The 16,972-nt window shown below is 61.5% G+C and carries 8 protein-coding genes; 3 read left to right on the forward strand and 5 right to left on the reverse strand.

Annotation, left to right across the window (positions count from 1 at the left end; all coding sequences use genetic code 11):
• Window positions 1-338 precede the first annotated feature (338 nt).
• Complete coding sequence (locus Pan216_RS22770) at window positions 339-3,383, forward strand: beta strand repeat-containing protein (RefSeq protein WP_145261705.1); 3,045 nt, start codon at window positions 339-341, stop codon at window positions 3,381-3,383.
• A 483-nt stretch (window positions 3,384-3,866) separates the two neighbouring features.
• On the opposite strand, the gene Pan216_RS22775 is transcribed toward Pan216_RS22770, so the two are convergent.
• The 3 genes from Pan216_RS22775 to aroA form a co-directional block, all read right to left on the reverse strand.
• On the reverse strand, window positions 3,867-5,222 hold the full coding sequence (locus tag Pan216_RS22775; RefSeq protein WP_419192872.1) for a PP2C family protein-serine/threonine phosphatase: 1,356 nt from the start codon (window positions 5,220-5,222) through the stop codon (window positions 3,867-3,869).
• A gap of 376 nt (window positions 5,223-5,598) precedes the next feature.
• On the reverse strand, window positions 5,599-7,368 hold the full coding sequence (locus Pan216_RS22780; protein WP_419192873.1) for a TolC family protein: 1,770 nt from the start codon (window positions 7,366-7,368) through the stop codon (window positions 5,599-5,601).
• A gap of 607 nt (window positions 7,369-7,975) precedes the next feature.
• Window positions 7,976-9,259, reverse strand: a complete 1,284-nt coding sequence (gene aroA, locus Pan216_RS22785) for a 3-phosphoshikimate 1-carboxyvinyltransferase (RefSeq protein ID WP_145264285.1) — start codon at window positions 9,257-9,259, stop codon at window positions 7,976-7,978.
• 371 nt (window positions 9,260-9,630) lie between these two features.
• On the opposite strand from aroA, the gene Pan216_RS22790 reads away from it, so the two are divergent.
• Window positions 9,631-10,698, forward strand: a complete 1,068-nt coding sequence (locus tag Pan216_RS22790) for an Mrp/NBP35 family ATP-binding protein (protein ID WP_419192874.1) — start codon at window positions 9,631-9,633, stop codon at window positions 10,696-10,698.
• A gap of 326 nt (window positions 10,699-11,024) precedes the next feature.
• Here the strand turns inward: Pan216_RS22790 and Pan216_RS22795 are convergent, their stop codons facing one another.
• A complete protein-coding gene (locus Pan216_RS22795; protein WP_145261710.1) occupies window positions 11,025-11,966 on the reverse strand; it encodes a hypothetical protein in 942 nt (313 codons plus the stop codon).
• Window positions 11,967-12,268: 302 nt separating this feature from the next.
• On the opposite strand from Pan216_RS22795, the gene Pan216_RS22800 reads away from it, so the two are divergent.
• Window positions 12,269-13,492 (forward strand): HEAT repeat domain-containing protein, encoded by a 1,224-nt coding sequence (locus Pan216_RS22800; protein WP_145261712.1) that lies wholly within the window; start codon window positions 12,269-12,271, stop codon window positions 13,490-13,492.
• Between the two features lie 297 nt (window positions 13,493-13,789).
• Here the strand turns inward: Pan216_RS22800 and Pan216_RS22805 are convergent, their stop codons facing one another.
• Window positions 13,790-16,801, reverse strand: coding sequence for a beta strand repeat-containing protein (locus Pan216_RS22805; RefSeq protein WP_145261714.1), 3,012 nt, complete (start codon window positions 16,799-16,801; stop codon window positions 13,790-13,792).
• Window positions 16,802-16,972: the final 171 nt, after the last annotated feature.

Raw genomic sequence — 16,972 nt, forward strand, 5'->3', positions numbered from 1 at the left:
TCTTGACGACTTCGTCTCGCAAGACCAAGCTACGTAGCTGGTATGCCCGAATGGGTTCGCGGATGGCCCCTATCCGTCCCGCAATCAAATGGGCATTTAGGATCGGTTCCGCAGGGCATGCGGAATCAGAGCGACTGAAATTCGCGCCGGCAAAGGATTTGCCCGTTGAGCAGCATCGACCTCTCACCCTCGGTGAATTCGATTCCCGTTCTCGACCATCCTTCTTCGGCGCGACATCCGCGTCCACAGTCCTGATCCCGTTGCGCATGCCAACCAATGTTCGGGTGTGATTCCGTCGTTGAGATGTGTTTTTCGTTTACTCCAGGGAGTATCAAGACATGGCGTTGAGCCTACTCGCCAGCCGGGCGGCTGGTCCCCTCTCGTCCCTTCGCAAGTTCTTTTCGGCCGCGACGCGCAAGAGCACCGTCGCCGACACGACTTTCGGCCGCGCGACGGCGGAAGTCGAAGCGCTGAACGATCGCATCGTTCCGGCTTCGTTCGGCCTTGCCGGCGGCAACCTGATCGTCGAGCTTGAAGCCAACGAGGCGCTGTCGCTCAAAACCATCGGTGATGCCGGCGCCGGCGCTGGTGGCGTGCTCAGCATCACCTCCGGTGGTTCGACGTTCAGCGGTACCAACGTACCCGACGAAGTCGTTGGTGATGGTCTCTCGCAGCTCCAGTTCGCCAACGATGGCGGCATCGACACTCTCACGATCATCAGCAACCAGACGGGCACCAGCTTCAATATCGGCAATGCTCAGGATGGGGTCGGAACCTCCAAGAACTTCGAACTCGACCTCGACATCACCTTCAACGCCGGTGGAAAACTCACCAACGATGGGGCGTTCGCGTTCGATTCGACTTCCGACCTGCTCACGGTCGATGCCGATGGTGTGAACTTCACCCAGACCGGCGCCGATGCGAGCCTGACCTTGCTCGAAGACTCCACGATCGACCTCGGAGAGACGGGCGATCTATCGCTCACCTCCAAGAACAACGATTTCGGCGGCCTCGGCAGTGACCTCACGCTCATCGTCAACAATGCGACGCTGGTTGACACCAACGACATTGTCTTCAAAGCATCGAAAGTGTCTGGCAACCTCGACGTCACGGCGAACAAGATCTATGACGCTTTGAACGACGGCATCGTCGTCACCGGATCTTCCAACTTGGAAGCGACGGACGACAGTAACGTCAACGCGAAGGTGATTCGCCTCAACGAGCCAAACACCTCCCTCCTCGGCCCGGTGAGCGCGACGGCGACCGGCAAGATCCAGCTCTGGACGCTCTCTTCCGATCTTCTTCTCGACGAGATCACCTCGAACACAGGTCTGGTCGAACTCCGCGCCCAAAACATCTCCCAGACCGAAGGTGGTTTCATCGACACCACCAATGAGGACGATACGGTCGCCGGTGGCGTCAACGTCTCCTCCTCGACACTCGGCGACATCATCCTCAACAGCCCCGACAACAACTTCGACAGCGATCTCGGCGGCTTCTTCCTCGTCGACGACGTTGCCGGATCCTCCATTTTCAACAGTGTCGACGTCTTCACGCAGGGTGATCTCGCCTTCGACAACGACAACGACGTCAACGGTCCCGTTCAGATCAAGAGCTTCCTCGGCTTGGGTGCGGAACTGGACGTCATCAGCGTCGACAACTCGCTGACCGTCTTCGGACTCACCTCGGTCACCTCCGGGGGCGAAGTTGGTCTTGGCGATACCAACAATGAGTTCAGCCAACTGAAGGTCGTCCAGACCGATCCCGAGTTGCCCGTCACCATCGGCGACGCCACCACGCTCAGCTTCTGGGGCTCGATCGCCGGCAAGCTGGATCTCGAAGCGCTCGCCACGTTGACGCTTGGCGAGGTCGCTCCGCTCGGACTGATGGAAGCGGGTGGAACTCTCACCGCCGGAGGCATCGAGATCCTCGACCAGCCGGTCGATCTTGGAACTGGCGAGACAGTGCTGGATGCCACCTTCAACACGCCCGTTGCGGTCAGCTCGCCCAACTCCACGGGCGTGCTCTTCGTCGGTGACGGCGGCTCCGTCGAAATCCTGGACGGTGTCAAGGTCGGCGCCGGCAGCATTCTCGCCGGCGACGGCCTGTTCGACGTCGGTTCGGCCGGCATCGCCGTCGATCCGATGGGTACCGTCGCGGCGGCCAACGTGTCGCCTCTCGGCCTGATCACCCCCGGCAGCCTCGAGATCACCGGCGACTTGGGCCTCGCCGAGGGTGCGATCTTCGGCCAGGAGATCATGGGCACCGCCGATGGCGAGTTCGACACCATCGCCGTTGATGGGACTGCCGACATCACCGGCGCGACCCTGTTCATCGCCACCGAAGGCTACTCGGCCACGATCGGGGACACCTTCACGATCCTGACCGCCGACGTCGTCACCGGCACCTTCGGCAACTTGGACGAGAACGATCAGCTCACCGTCAACGGTGTCACCTACCAAGTGACCACCACCGCGACCTCGGTCGCCCTCGAAGTCGTCGCCGTTAGCCCGACGGTTCAGGCGGACGGCATCGGCCTCTATCGTCCTTCGGCCGCCGAGTTCGTCTTCAACACCAGTGACGTCTTCAACTTCGATCCGAACGCGTTCTTCACGATCGGCTTCGGCCAAGTCGGTGATCAGGGCTTCATCGGTGACTTCACCGGTGACGGCATCGTCAACGTCGCCCTCTACCGCGACGTCAGCGACACCGAGCCTGGATTCTTCATCATCAACACCAGCCCGATCAACAGCTTCGATCCGGACGCCTTCATCACCACGCCGTTCATCGGCAACGGTGACGAGGTTCCCTTCGCGGGTGACTGGGATGGTGATGGTGACGATGACCTCGGTCTCTACCGGAACGTTGACGCCACCTACGTGACGATCAACCTTCCCGAGATCGCCCCGGGCCAGACCGGCGAAGTCGCTCTCGGCCTGACCCGCAACATCGTCTTCGGCAACCCGTCGTCGCCGACCAACCCGACCGATCCTCCCGCCGTGGGCAACTTCAACGCCGCCTACGCGGCCGATCAGATCGGCTTTGGTGCTCAGGGTACCCTCGACATGGCGGACGTCGACATCGCGACGCTGCCCGCGGGCAACTCCTCGATCAGCGCCTTCTTCCAGCCCTCGCCGCTCGTCTTCGGCACCACCGGCGACGTTCAACTCAACGGCAACTACACCGCCGACGAGAATGGGCTCGATCAGCGTGGTCTCTACCGCAGCGAGTCGGCGACCTTCTCGATCTCCTCGGGAAGCCAGCCGAACATCGTCTTCGGTCTGGTGGGCGATCAAGGCTTGACCGGCAACTTTGTCGGCCTGCCGCTCCCCGTCGTTCCGGCGACCGAGAGCCTGATCGACAGCTTCTTCGAAGAAGTCTAAGTCGCTGGGGCAACGCCCCAATGATCCTTGAATAACCGAAGAGCCGGGGCCATTCGCTCCGGCTCTTTCGCTTTCTTGTCATCGGAACATGTTTGAAGGGTCGGCTCGAAGAGGAGACATCACTCGATACAGGCAGGCGGGAGAGCGACAGGCGAACGTCTCGCTTGGACAAGACGGCGCCCGATGTAGGTGATCCAGACCGGCACGTGTTGGAACGGCCGATCTCCCCAATCATCATACCGCAAGAGAAACGTGGGTCTTCCAAGCATGCCCACGGCCAGCGTGGGTCTTTCAAGCATGCCCACGGCCAGCGTGGGTCTTTCAAGCATGCCCACGGCCAGCGTGGGTCTTTCAAGCATGCCCACGGCCAGCGTGGGTCTTTCAAGCATGCCCACGGCCAGCGTGGGTCTTTCAAGCATGCCCACGGCCAGCGTGGGCATGGAACCCGAACGGGAAACCTTTGATGAATCAACGAATCGGCGTTTAGCGGTGGCCGTCCTGCTTGACGGGGCTGGGGCGTCGCTTCGTCTCCCAGTTGGGATCGAAAACCTCTTGCTTGTGCCGATGCTGCTTCACGGCCCGTCCCAAGACGGCGAGGCTGCGACAGTATTCGCGGAATGCTTCGTGCAGATCACCCGAACGGTAGGATTCGTCGGCGCGCTGGCAGTGCTCCTCGAACGCGTCCCACTCGGTCGGCCACTGACTTTCCCTAACCTTCCGCGAGATGCGGTTGACGGTGTCGTGGAGGTGACTGGTCAGCGCGTCGTCGACGGTCGAGTTGGTCACACGATGAATCGGTGGCGGTAGTTCGACCTCCTTGTCCTCCTTCTTCTCCTTCTTCTCGCTTACCGCCAACAACCAGCTCATGCCGGCGACGAAGAGGATCACGCCGGCCAGGCCGACATACAGGGCCCCCCCGATCGCCAGGTCATGCAAGAGGTACGCGATGGGGAACGAGATGATGCCTAGAAGCACCGTGAGCGCCGGCCCCCCCCAACCACGCCAGAAGATGAGGGAACGCTTCGGCGGAGGGGTCACGGCCGCCTCCCCGATCTCGACCAGGATCAAGGTGATGTTGTCGACGCCCCCGCGCATGTTCGACATCTCGATCATCAAGGGAGCCGCTTCGCCGGGCGGGAGTTCCGCGTTGATGGCTCCCAGTTCGACATCGGTGAGATGACCGGAGAGACCATCGGAGCAGATCAGGAAGCGATCGCCGTTGGCGACCTCATAGGGTCCGTCGACGTCGACTTGAATGTCGTCCTCGTTACCGAGGCTCCGCGAGAGGACGTTCTTGGGAACGTCCTTCACCTCGTCGGGATCGACGCCACGCTTGCGGGCGGTCTCCCAATGAACGCTGTGATCCTGGGTGATCTGCTCCATCTTCCCGGCGCGGACCCGGTAGCAACGACTGTCCCCGACGTGGCCGATGATCGCCCCTTCCGGGAGGAGGACCAGAGCCGTGATCGTCGTGCCCATCCCCTTGAAGTCGGGATTCTGGCGCGCTTTTTCGCGAATGCTGCGGTTGGCCTCTTCGATCGATGCCTTGAGGGCTTCCTTGGGACTTCCTATTCGCGACTTGGTGTAGGCGTGTTGCAAGACATCGGCGGCCATCTTGCTGGCCAACTCTCCGACGGCGTGGGCCCCCATTCCATCGGCGACGACATAGAGGTGCCCGCGCGAGAGCCAACTCTCTTCGTTGGGAGCCAAAGTAACGCCGAAGCTGTCCTGATTGTGACTGCGACGTACGCCGACGTCGGTCAGGCACCAATGGGAGATCTTGCTGCGGGCGCGTCGCAAGGGCGCATGAGGGGCCACCTCGCGTTGCTTTGTAGACAAGGGCCTTGCCTCAAGTGAAGCTGCTACTGCGTGCGTTGTTGAATCGGTCGTGTGGCACGTCGCCCCAACGATGTCCATCGAAGGTTAACACGTTTCGGGAGCCGAGGCACTAGTGAGCAACGGGGTTTCCGTTGACCGACTCGGGCCCTCCTTCAACGGAGGCAAAGCGTTCGGAGCGAGGCTCTACTCCCTGATTCTGCCTGGTCTTTGTATGGATGGAAAGTGGCAAGTCCCCTCGTGAGGAAAGCTTGCGATGACGGGGGCGTCACATCTGACACGGGGGGATCTGGAGGCTGCGGCTTCACGCGAATTCCGGAAGGACGAAAGAGACCCACCGACTGCTCCGCCGAAGCCAGGTGTTGCCTCGGTGGCGGTCTCAAGGGCCCGCCGGGAGAATCACGTCCCTCTTGACCCGACGTCGATGGCTGCGGATCCACTTCCGCATCGACTTGTTCGGATTCTTCTGGGAGGAGGGATCGCGAATCAACCGGTCGATGTCGTTGTCGAGCGGACGCGGCGCGACGCTCGCCGGGGAGGGAATCCCTTCCGGGTCGACGATCTCCTCGGCCGCGCTTACCGGCGGGGCGGCGGGCTGCATCTCGATGGCCGTCGCCGGCTCGGTCACCACGGCCCCATCGGTTGACTCGACTCCATCAACCGCCTCGGTGGGCGTGATCTCCGAGTCAACGGTCAAAATCTCGTTGTCGTGGCAGCGGCAGTCCTCGAACCCGAGCAAGTACTGTAGTTGGATCTGAGCCTGGTTGTACTGCATGACCGCCCGTAAGTAGTTGACACGAGCTTGCCCCAGCGCTCCGATCGCTTGCAGCACCTCGAAGGAAAGCGTTTCGGCCGCCTTCAGTCGAGCTTGGCTCAGTTTGTAGGAGCGAATCGCGGTCTCGATCTCGGACTCGGAGAGCTTGATCCGCTCGTGGGCGCTGATGGCCTCGGCCCGTCCGACAATCACTCCGGCCGCCAGCTTCTGCATAAGCTGATGATGCGCGATCTGGGCCTGGCGCTTCTGAGACTGGAAGAGATTGCGTGTCTGCCGCGTCCCAACCATGCTCATGAGATCCCAATTGATTCCGACGGTCGTGTCGGTGCGGCTGTCGAAGTCCTGAAAGTCACCGCCGAAGCCACCGCCAAACGTTCCCTGGCCGACGCCAAGCGAGATGGTCGGCAGGAAGTTGACCCGGCGAAGCCGGTTCTGTTGGTTCTCGAGGACCTCGATCAACGACGCGACCTCGGCCAGTCCGGGACCTTGGCTTTGCGCCTGCATGACCAGGTCGTCCTCCGACCGGCTGACGTCGATGAGCTGGATCGGCACCAGATGGCTGTCGGCGGCATAGAGGCGCGTGCCCGGTTGCAGGTTGAGCAACTGAACGAGCTGCGCCGAGGCGGCCAACTGGTTCTTGCGGGCGATGTTGAGCTTGTAAAGCTGCGTTTGATACTGGGCCCGGTTGAGACTGACGTCGACTTGCGTGCCGACACCCTGCTTGAGCAGTTCCGCCGAGCGATCGACCAACTCGCCGATCAGATCCGCCACTTCGACGGCGATCGCGGCACCGGCTTGAGCGGAGACGAGATCGAGATAAGCCAGCGACGCTTTCTGCAGCGTATCGCGGGTGGCGCGATCGAGTTCGCCGGAGCGGGAGTGCACTCCCTGCTTGGCCTTGAGAACGTCGATCAAGATCTTCTTAGGCTCGATCGTCATGTCGAGGTAGCCGCCGCCGAAGAGGTTCCCCTTGCTGGTGTCGATGATCTGACCGGGAATCTCCTGGATTCGTCCCTCGTGGTGGTAATGGTTGACGCCGACGTTGAGGCTGGGAAGCCATTGTTGCTGAGCGAGTTTCAAGCGGGTGTGGGCCTCGAAGACCTTTTCGCGAGCCATCTCGATCGCGAGGTTGGAACCTCGGGCCAACTCGAGCACCGTCGCCCAGTCGATCGGCTGTGACTCGTCTCCAGTCGCGTGGAAGACACTCTCCTTCGGAATCGCTTCCGGCAAGGGAGTGGGAAACGTCCGAGGCTCGACCGGCTCAGTCGTCGGCTCTTGCGCGGCGAGTGGAGTCGCCAGTCCGACAAGGAGTGCCATCAGGCAAACCGTCGGGTCCGGGAGCGGAATCCATCCGTGCCTCGTAAACACCTTCATCCGTACCATCCTGGTTTTTCGGGTCAGCGATCCTTGCCGAGCCCAGCACTTCGCATGGTGCCGCTCACAACGCCCACGATGCGCTTCCCGAGAAGATTGGCTGCCACTTCCCAGGAGAGAGTCCCAGCGAACCGGGGTTCGGGGCCTCTCGCTCACACACATTCGCGCCGTTCCTAATTTTCCATCGGTCCGCCAGGGTCGGTAACTACGACACAACCCGCTTCTCCCGAGTTGCTTCGCCCATTTGCTCGCCGGGATAATCGGAAAAGCAGCGTCAATCCATCCGTAACAACACCCAATTTGAAAATTCGCGATAAACGATCGATGGAACTTCAGCAACCTTGGGAATGAACCGACAGGGGGACGACGGGCTTGCGCACTCCACCTCGCTCTCGTAGCCACCCCAGACCAACCGTGTTCCTGGGTGGCGAGCAATGGTCACTCGACGACGACAGCCAGCATCGAATCATTCGACGGTCCGCGAGCAGATAGTTGGAGGAAACGTCGTCCACGTCTCGGGAGGGACTTGCGGAAACCAAGGTGTCTCCCGAATGCCCACGACGAGCGTGTGCATGGCACCCGAGCGATGAGTTAGCCAATCAGGACACTAGTCGTGAAGCGTGGCAAGATCGCGAAAGTAGTCGGGATAGGTCTTGGAGGTGCAGCCGGGGTTGCGAATCACGACACCCGGGACTCGAAGCCCCAAGAGAGCGAGACTCATCGCCATGCGATGATCGTCGTAAGTGTCGAACGTCGCCCCTTGGAGCTGGCCGGGATGGATGTCGAGCCCATCGGGATGCTCGATCACCTCGGTGCCAGTCTTGCGTATTTCCGTCGCCAGCGCCTTGAGGCGATCGGTTTCCTTCACCCGGACATGAGCGACGTTGCGAATCCGCGTGGGTCCCTTCGCGAAACAGGCGACCGCCGCCAACGTCGGGACGGTATCGCTAATGTCTCCCATGTCGACATCGACACCGATGAGGGAACCGCCGGTGACGCTGGTGGAGTTCTCGCTCATGTCGACTTGGCAGCCCATTCGTTCGAGCACGCGAACGAAGTCGAGATCGCCTTGCAGACTCGATGTCCCCAACCCGTCGACGGTCACCGATCCCGCGGTCGCCGCGGCGGCCCCGAAGAAGTAGCTCGCGGCCGAGGCATCGGGCTCGATGGTGTATTCGGTCCCTTGGTATCCCGAGGCGTCGAAGCGGTAAACCTGCTCCCCGACGCGCGTGACCTTGGCCCCGAAAGCCTCGATCACTTGCAGCGTCATCTCGATGTAGGGCTTGGAAACGAGCTCGCCGTCGACCTCCACCGTCAACGGCGCCTGGGCGGCGGGAGCGGCGATGAGCAAGGCGCTAAGGAATTGACTGCTCGTCGATCCTTTGACCCGCACCGTTCCGCCCGGGAGCCCCTTGGCTTCGACAATCACGGGAGGACAGCCGTTCTCGGGCACCGATCGGGCATCGACACCGAGATCGCGCAGCGCCGTCAGCAAGTCGGCGATCGGTCGTTCGCGCATTCGCTCGACGCCATCGAGCCGGAACGTTCCCTCGCCGACCGCCACCATCGCGGTGAGAAACCGGATGCTCGTTCCCGAGTTGGCGAGGTAGAGTTCGGCCCCTTTGGCGGGGATCGTCCCACCGGCGCCCTCAATTTCGAGCACGGTCCCTTCCGGGCGATGGGTCAGGGAGAAGCCGAGTCGGCGGAGGCTCTCCATCATGACCTGGGTATCTTCGCTGTCGAGAAGTCCCTCGAGTCGAGACGCCCCCCGAGCCAGCGCCGCGATCGGCAACGCGCGGTTGGTGTAGCTCTTCGATCCCGGCGGTCTGACGGTGCCTCGGACACACGCGGCCACCGGTTGGATCAACAGTTCGTCGCTAAGCTCTTGCATCACTGGTTCCGGGGTCCTTCGACGCTTTCTGGTCGTGATCCCCAATTCTATCGTGATTTGGTTCTCCGGGACGCCCCCTCTAAGATTTCCGTGGGGTCGGCCCGTTTTGCGTTCGTACTGGTTTATTCCAAACGACTTCCGATAAAAGTCCGAAGCGCGAAAGAGGCCGGTTCGCCCCGAGCCCCACGAACCGCTGGTGCTTTGGTCCATCTAGGTTCTAGGGTGTCACTGGCTGCTTGTCAGCCAGTGACAAGGGGTTAGGGTTGCCCGTACACCAACCTCAAGTTGGAACAGAGCACTCGTACACGAGCGGTCGCGGCCTTCTCGGCTCGGCACCACGGGAATTGACCAACAGCGATAGGAAAGAGTTCATGGGAACCAAGGCAGAAGAGTATCAGCAAGCCATTGTCGAAGCCCTCAGTCAGGTGACCGAGCCGACGGGAAAGAACCTGATGGACGCGGGCATCGTCGCGGGACTCAAGGGCGAGGACGCGAACTTGAACGTCCTCTGTCGCGATCCGGGCTTCCCCGAACCGATTCGTCAGCGTCTCACGCGCGAGATCAAGGCCTCGATTCAGTCCCGAATTCCCGCATTGGCCGACGTCGTGGTTGAGTGGCAAACCGCTGACCAAGCTGGCCAACAACCGGCGGAAACCGCTCAAGCCGCCCCCGCGCCGCCGAACGTCAAGCACATCATCGCCGTTGGAGCGGGCAAAGGCGGGGTCGGAAAGTCGACCATCGCCGCGAGTTTGGCCTACGCGCTCAAAATGAAAGGCGGCAAGGTCGGACTGATGGACGCGGACGTCTACGGTCCGAGCATCCCCACCATGCTCGGGGTCGTTGGCCAGCCACGCGTCACCAACAATCGCTACATTCCGCCGGAAGTCGATGGCATCAAGGTGATGTCGATGGGCTTCCTCGTTCCCGCCGAGCAGGCCGTGGTCTGGCGGGGGCCGATGCTCCACAAAGCGGTCCGCGACTTTCTCTTCATGGTCGAATGGGGCCCGCTCGACTATCTGGTCGTCGATCTGCCGCCTGGCACCGGCGATGTCGTCCTGAGCCTCTCCCAACAGCTACCCGTTTCCGGCGGCGTGATTGTCTGCACGCCCCAGAAGGTCGCCCTGCTCGATGCGCGCAAGGCCCTCAACATGCTCGGGACCGTGAAGATCGCCTGTCGCGGAGTCGTCGAGAACATGCGTTCGGAGATCTTCGGGTCGGGCGGAGCCGAAGAGTGGGCCAAGGAAGCCGGCGTGCCGTTCCTCGGGGCCGTGCCGCTCGATCCTTCGATTCGCATCACCAGCGATGATGGTCGCATCGGCGAGAATCTCGAGGAAGGAAGTCCCGTCCGTGAGCCGCTGCTTGCGATTGCCGACCGTCTCATCGAGGGATTGTCGGGGGAGAAGGGCCCCGCGCCGCCCGAGTTCGAGATCGTCGGCTAGTGTTCACGATGAGATCGTCGGCTAGTACACTGGTCCATCTAAGTTTTGCGGCGCCACTGGCTGCTTGTCGTCCAGTGCCAAAGGGTTAGGGTTGCACCAACACTAACGTCAAGCTGGACCAGATCACTAGGCTTCGTCTCAAAAGTTGATCGTTGGTCCGAGGCTCAGCGAGTTGGTGCGGGACGAGGAGGGCGAAGCAGGCGAATCCACTGGATTCGTCGATGCAGCCCGACAAAGTCCCGCGCCGACGCAGCCAGCCGAAGCCAGAGCCGACTTTTGAGACGGAGCCTAGTCCCCACGACGGGGTCGTCGGCGATGGCTCGCCGCTACTTCACGTCCGCGTCGGGAAGCGACGAAAGGACCGGAGGAGTGGCGACCGCTGGTGGCCGCGGGTAGTCGATCTCGCTGGGGGCGAAAATCTGTGGCGGCACCGGTTGGTTGAGCCGCACCAGAATCCGCCGAAACTCCGCCATTTCCTTGCTCTCGTCTTGGGTGAGTCCGCGGAACGTCTGCTCCGCCCAGGTGGGGCGCTGCTGAATGACGCGCCCCATCAGGGAAAAGTAGAGCATCAAGTCCTTCAGCGTTCGCTCGAAGAGCTCATCACTCGTCTCCCGAGAGATCTTCATCAGCGCCCGGATCGAGAGGTTCTTCGAACGGGCGTATCCCTCGAGTCGATGGATCACGATAGGGCTCGAACCCGACCGTGTCATCGTTCGGTAGCGATGAACGAGCACCATCTCGACGCGAAGCTTCCTCGGCAACAACGGATGGCGGTACTCAAGGTAGCAGTAAATGATCCGAAGATCATCCTGCTCGTAGACGGTGTGGAAGCGCGCCATGCCGCGTTCCTCGCGACAGGTGTAGCCTCCATCACGCATCGGATGGACCTCTTCGACCGGAAACCCCACTTCTCGCCAGAACTGACTCACCCAGTCGGGGTGGTTGATCAGCCAGGAGAAGAGTTCGGCGTCGCAGGAAAAGACTTCCGCGGGACCACGATGGTGAAGCTGGGGATTCTGGAGCACTTCGATCGCTCGCTCGCGATGCGGGCCCCCGATCAAGTCGAGCGGTAGTCGCTCGGCGAGCGGAGCGGGCAAGGAGTCATCGACGATCATCCGACGCTCGACGCGTGCCTGCTCGACGCGCCCCTGACTGGGCGCCGAGGTGGTGACGGAGGAAGCTTGCCCGAACGCCCTATCCACCAAAGCCAGCGGAGCCAGCATCAGCAGGGCGGCGAGGAGGCAGCGATCGTGCACGAGTCGTCGCATTGGCGTCGACGGCCCTTTCCCACCTTGTCAAGACTGCCTGATCCCGATGCAACCACCAGCGTTGCGAAATCCCGCCGATCCTTGGCAAGTATCCCAAGAGTCCGACAACCCGCTCAGACCCACGGCGCGGATGGTCTCCGCACTTGCTCTTTATCGCCCAAACAGCCCCATCGGCATGATGAAAACCGATCGCCGCCGTCCGTTTGCGGTTGAGGCACTCTCGCGCATGGGCTATAGGCGACCAACCATCGAGGGCCGTGTCGGCTTTCCACCCGTCGATGACACGGAGAACCGCACGCACCATGAGGACGAACACGATGATGCCGAAGGGCAGCCGCACCCAGGGGCTTCTCTATCTCGTATGCGCGGGCCTGCTGGTCTTGACCGTGGCCGGCTGCGTCGTCTACTCCCTACGAGATCAGATTCTTGTCCACTACAACGCCTGGCGCTACGTCAACGCCCCCAATCCCGACGAAGAGCTCGGCGAGTGGTTGGCCCAACGTCAGATCCTTTCGCTTCCCATTCTCGCGAGTTACCTCCGTCAGGAAGACAGCGGGATCTGTCGCAATGCCGGCGCGTTCATCTCGGAGGTGATCGATCGCCATCCCGATCCGACCGACCCCGAGCACGTTCATCTGGCGTTGCTGATCGCCTCGCGCCTGCACGAGATGTACCCGACCTATTCCCACTTCGGGCGGGAACAAGCCGTGGGGGTCGCCTACCAGTTGCTCGGCAAGCATCTGGCGACCTGGTCTCCCAACGTCCCCACCGCCCTGGAAACCGCCGGTGGCGTCATCCTCCTGGCCCTCCAAGACAAGGTTGACGGAGTTCGGGAACAGACGCTACGCAAGCTGACCGACGTCTGGTCGTGGCGTGGCAATGACGAAGTCGTTCGTTCGGTCGTCGAGGGGTGGAAGAGGACTTGCTACGAGCACGCGGTGACGCAGCTACGTTCGTCAAACCCTGAGATTCGCGCCGCCGCGGCGGCCGGGCTCGCTCGCGCTCCGTTCCACGAGGGCGATCTCGCGCTGATCGAACTGATCGACGATCCCGATTGCACCGTGAAGCGAACGGTCTTTGAGAGCCTTACCGCCTCGCTGGCGGATAGTCTCGGCCCGACCACGAAGATGAAACTCGTCGAGTACCTTCATCATGAGGACGCGACTCTGTGCGAAGCCGCCAACGTCCTGTTGCAGGCCAGTGGTGTCCGAAAGTCGGTCGTCGAGCTGGCCAAGCTCGTCAAGCACCCCCTACCCTCGGAACGTTCGCGCGTCGTGACGATGGCGTTCGAGGTCGAAGGGATCGACCCGATTCGGTGGGTGCTGGCGCTCCGCGATGATCCCTCGCCGGAAGTCCGCATGGAAGTGGCCCGCGTCGCCGCGACCTCGGACGACGAGGAACTCAAGAGCGTCCTGAAGGACTACGCGTCGGCCGACGACGAACGGGCCGTCCGGGAACTCGCCAAGTACCTGCTCAAGGACCATCTCTCGCTCGATCCCAATCCCACCAAGGGCATCGAAAAGTAGTCCGCCGCCAACCCGGACAACCTCGACGGCCGGGTGCCATGCTCACGCTTGCGTGGGCATGCTCAAGAGATTCACGCTTGCGTGGGCATGCAGGAAACGCCTCTCCAACTTCAATCGTCCATATGAACGTGGGACGAGAAGTCATGGCGCGAAACGGCCCATCATGACGCTGGACAACCTCGACGCGCAGCGAGCCGGAGCATACGCCCCGGCTCTTCGTGCTTTTTCTCTCTGACGTCACGCGGTCGGGCACGACGTCATCAGCGTTCGCGGTGGATCGAGATCCACCCGACGAGCTTACCCTTCCTCTTCGAAGAAGCTGTCGACCAAGCTCTCGGTGACGGGAACGACCGGTAGCGGTAGCCCCACGAAGTTGCCGGTCAGGCCTTGATCACCCACCAACCCGAAGACAATGTTCGGCTGGCTCCCCGAGGAGATCGAGAAGGTGGCCGTCTCGCCTCGATAGATCGCGCGCTGATCGAGCCCATCGGCCGAGACCTCCGTGAAGACTCCCGCGAGTTGCTGGTCGCCGGTGGTCCCGAAGACGAACGGATCGGGGTTGAAGAACTCGGTGATCGAGGAGTTGCCCGCCGGCAGCGTCGCGATGTCGACGTTGGCCATGTCGAGGGTGCCCTGGGCTCCGAAGCCGATCTGGTCGGCGACCGAATTGACCAGGAATCGACCGACCGCGGGCGGATCGGTTGGGTTCTCGACCGATGACGGGTTACCGAAGACGATGTTGCGAACGGTGCCCAAGGCGACCTCGCCGGTTTGCCCCACGGCGATCTCCGGCAGGTTGATCGTCACGTAGGTGGCGTCGGCATTACGGTAGAGACCAAGATCCGCGTCTCCATCCCCATCCCAATCGCCCGCGAAGGGAACCTCGTCACCGTTACCGATGAACGGCGTGGTGATGAAGGCGGCCGGATCGAACGCGTTGATCGGGCTGGTATTGATGATGAAGAAGCCAGGCTCGGTGTCGCTGACATCGCGGTAAACCGCCACGTTGACGATCCCATCACCCGTGAAGTCGCCGATGAATCCCTGATCCCCGACCAAGCCGAAGCCGACGGTGAAGAACTGATCGGGGACGAAGTTGAAGACGTCGCTGGTGTTGAAGACGAACTCGGCGGCCGAAGGACGATAGAGGCCGATGCCGTCGATCATCGCCGTCGGGGCGACATCCGAAACGGTCGCGGTCACGCTGGTCGCGTCGATGACGATGTCGAAGGTAACGCCATCGACGATGAGCTGGTTGTCCTCGTTGAGGTTGCCGAAGTTCCCAACAACGGAGTCGGCGGTCAGGAGAACGAAACTATCGCCGATCTGCGGGGCGAACGCCTCGTCCAGGAACAGGATCAGATTCGTATCGGTGATGGTGGCGGTGCCGCTAACGTTGACCAAGTCGACATCGTCGGATGTGAAAATTTTATCGCGAATGATGCCGCCGGGACTGAAGGTCAGATCGCCGAGAATGTCGAGTTGGATGTTCTCGGGGGACATCGATTCGGCATAGGGGTCGCCTGCGCCGACGACACCGCCCTCTTCGATCATCACTCCCGAGGTTCCGACATCGAAGGTGCCGTCACCTTTGAGCTCGCTCCCGGAACCGACGACGATCCCATCCATGATCTCCGCCGTGCCTCCCTCGCTGACGCTCAAAATTCCCGTCCCGTCGACCGAGGTGACTTTCACCGGGGCGCCGTTGCCGACAACGAACCCCGACTCGCCAGCTCCAAGCCCGACGCCGAAGTCGAGAATCTCGATGCCGAGATCGGCGTCGAAGAGCGCATCCTTGTCCTCGGTGAGGACGAGATCGAAGACACCACCGAGGGTCAAAAAGTTGCCGACATCGACCTGCAACTCGCCGGCAATCGATCCCCAGAAGACGAGACTACTCTTATCCTTGATCGCGACGGGTGAGTCGGGATCGGTCTGGACCACCTTGAGTTCATTGAAGTCGTTGTCCGCATTGTCGTTGTTGAACAGATCGACTTCACCACCCGACGTGATGGAGGTAAGACCGAACACGGTCAGCGCCGTGCCGTTGTTGTCATTGTCGTTGGCGACTCCGCCTTCGGCCCCCAGCGAAAGCTCGGTCAGGATCTGGATGCCGGAGTTGTCTTGGAAGTCGAGGTCGCCCTTGGTGAAGACATCAAGGCTGTTGAAGATGGTGGAGCCGGTGCTGAAGATGAAGACTTCACCACCCTTGGCCCCGTCGACGAAGTTCTCCGCGTTGTTGAGGATAATGTTGCCGACGGTCGGGGTCGAGAGATAGAGATCACCGAACACCGTATCGTCGTCGTTTGAGGTGTCGATCGCGCCCGTCTGGGAGATGTTCTTACCGATGAGGATCACATTACCCGTCTTGGTGGTGACGTCGCCGACGATCAGGTCGCTGGTCACCGTATCGAGTTGAACGCTACCGCCATCGGTCTTCGCGTTGACCGCTCCGACCAACTTCGTCTCCGCCGCGTCAAGGGTGATGCTTCCGCCCGTGGACTCGACCGTCGTCGTCCCCGCGACGACCACATCGCCATTGTCAGTGATGCTGCCGACGGCCTTCGCGTCCAGGTTGCCGCTAATCGTCGACTCGACGAGAGCGAGCGAGCCGTCCCCGTCGACCAGCTCGACGTTGGCGGCAATGACCGAGAGATCGACGGCATTGGTGTCGTTGTTCTCGGAGTCGAGAATCAGATCACCGGTCGTGCCGAGGTCGAACGTGGTGGCGCCGCTCAAGGTGAGCTTGCCGTTCCCACTCTGCGTGACGTCGACGCCGGTCGCGGTAACCTTCAGTGTGTCATTACCGTCGTCGAACGCGAACGCTTCGGGGTTGGTGATCGACTTTCCGTCGGTCAGCGTGACCGTGAGCGACTCGTCGAAGTTGGCGACCGTCTCGCCCAAGGTAACCGAATTGTTCCCCTGCCCGACGATGTTCACCTTGCTGATGATCATGTCATCATTGCTGTTGTCGAAACCGAGGATGACCTGTCCATCGCCAACAACGACGTCCATCGTGTTGGATCCTGACCACGTGGTGCCGTCGAGCGTCAGGACTCCACCGTTATCCGAAGCGCCGTTGCCGATGGTGGAGACCGTGACCGACTCGTCGGGGAGCAAGAGGACGTTCAGCGTTGTTCCGTTCAACGAGAAGTTGGCCGGCACGATACGATCGCCCAAGCCCTCGACTTCCGCAGCGGCGCTGAAGCGATCGAGTGGACACTCGCTCTTACGCGCGGCATCGGCGAAAAACTTCTTGAGGGAGGACAGCGGTCCAGCGGCACGGCTGGCAAGTAGACTCAACGGCATGCCTCGAAACTCCTAGCATTTGCTGACAGCTCCCTCCGGCGCAGAAGAAGCTGAGATCCATGAAGAAAGCTTCATATTATCCAAGTTGCACCGAAAGACGCATAGTGATCCTCGCAAAGTTGCTCGCAGCAACTCGCCAGCAACGAAAGTCGTGCGTATTCATCTGAAGAA

The sequence above is a fragment of the Kolteria novifilia genome (assembly GCA_007748055.1).
GTDB classification, from domain to species: Bacteria; Planctomycetota; Planctomycetia; order Kolteriales; family Kolteriaceae; genus Kolteria; species Kolteria novifilia.

Coding starts and splice junctions, on each gene's coding strand:
- Pan216_RS22790 (WP_419192874.1), top strand. CDS start 9,631: ATGGGAACCAAGGCAGAAGAGTATCAGCAAGCCATTGTCGAAGCCCTC.
- Pan216_RS22780 (WP_419192873.1), bottom strand. CDS start 7,368: ATGAAGGTGTTTACGAGGCACGGATGGATTCCGCTCCCGGACCCGACG.
- Pan216_RS22805 (WP_145261714.1), bottom strand. CDS start 16,801: ATGCCGTTGAGTCTACTTGCCAGCCGTGCCGCTGGACCGCTGTCCTCC.
- Pan216_RS22795 (WP_145261710.1), bottom strand. CDS start 11,966: ATGCGACGACTCGTGCACGATCGCTGCCTCCTCGCCGCCCTGCTGATG.
- aroA (WP_145264285.1), bottom strand. CDS start 9,259: ATGCAAGAGCTTAGCGACGAACTGTTGATCCAACCGGTGGCCGCGTGT.
- Pan216_RS22800 (WP_145261712.1), top strand. CDS start 12,269: ATGAGGACGAACACGATGATGCCGAAGGGCAGCCGCACCCAGGGGCTT.
- Pan216_RS22770 (WP_145261705.1), top strand. CDS start 339: ATGGCGTTGAGCCTACTCGCCAGCCGGGCGGCTGGTCCCCTCTCGTCC.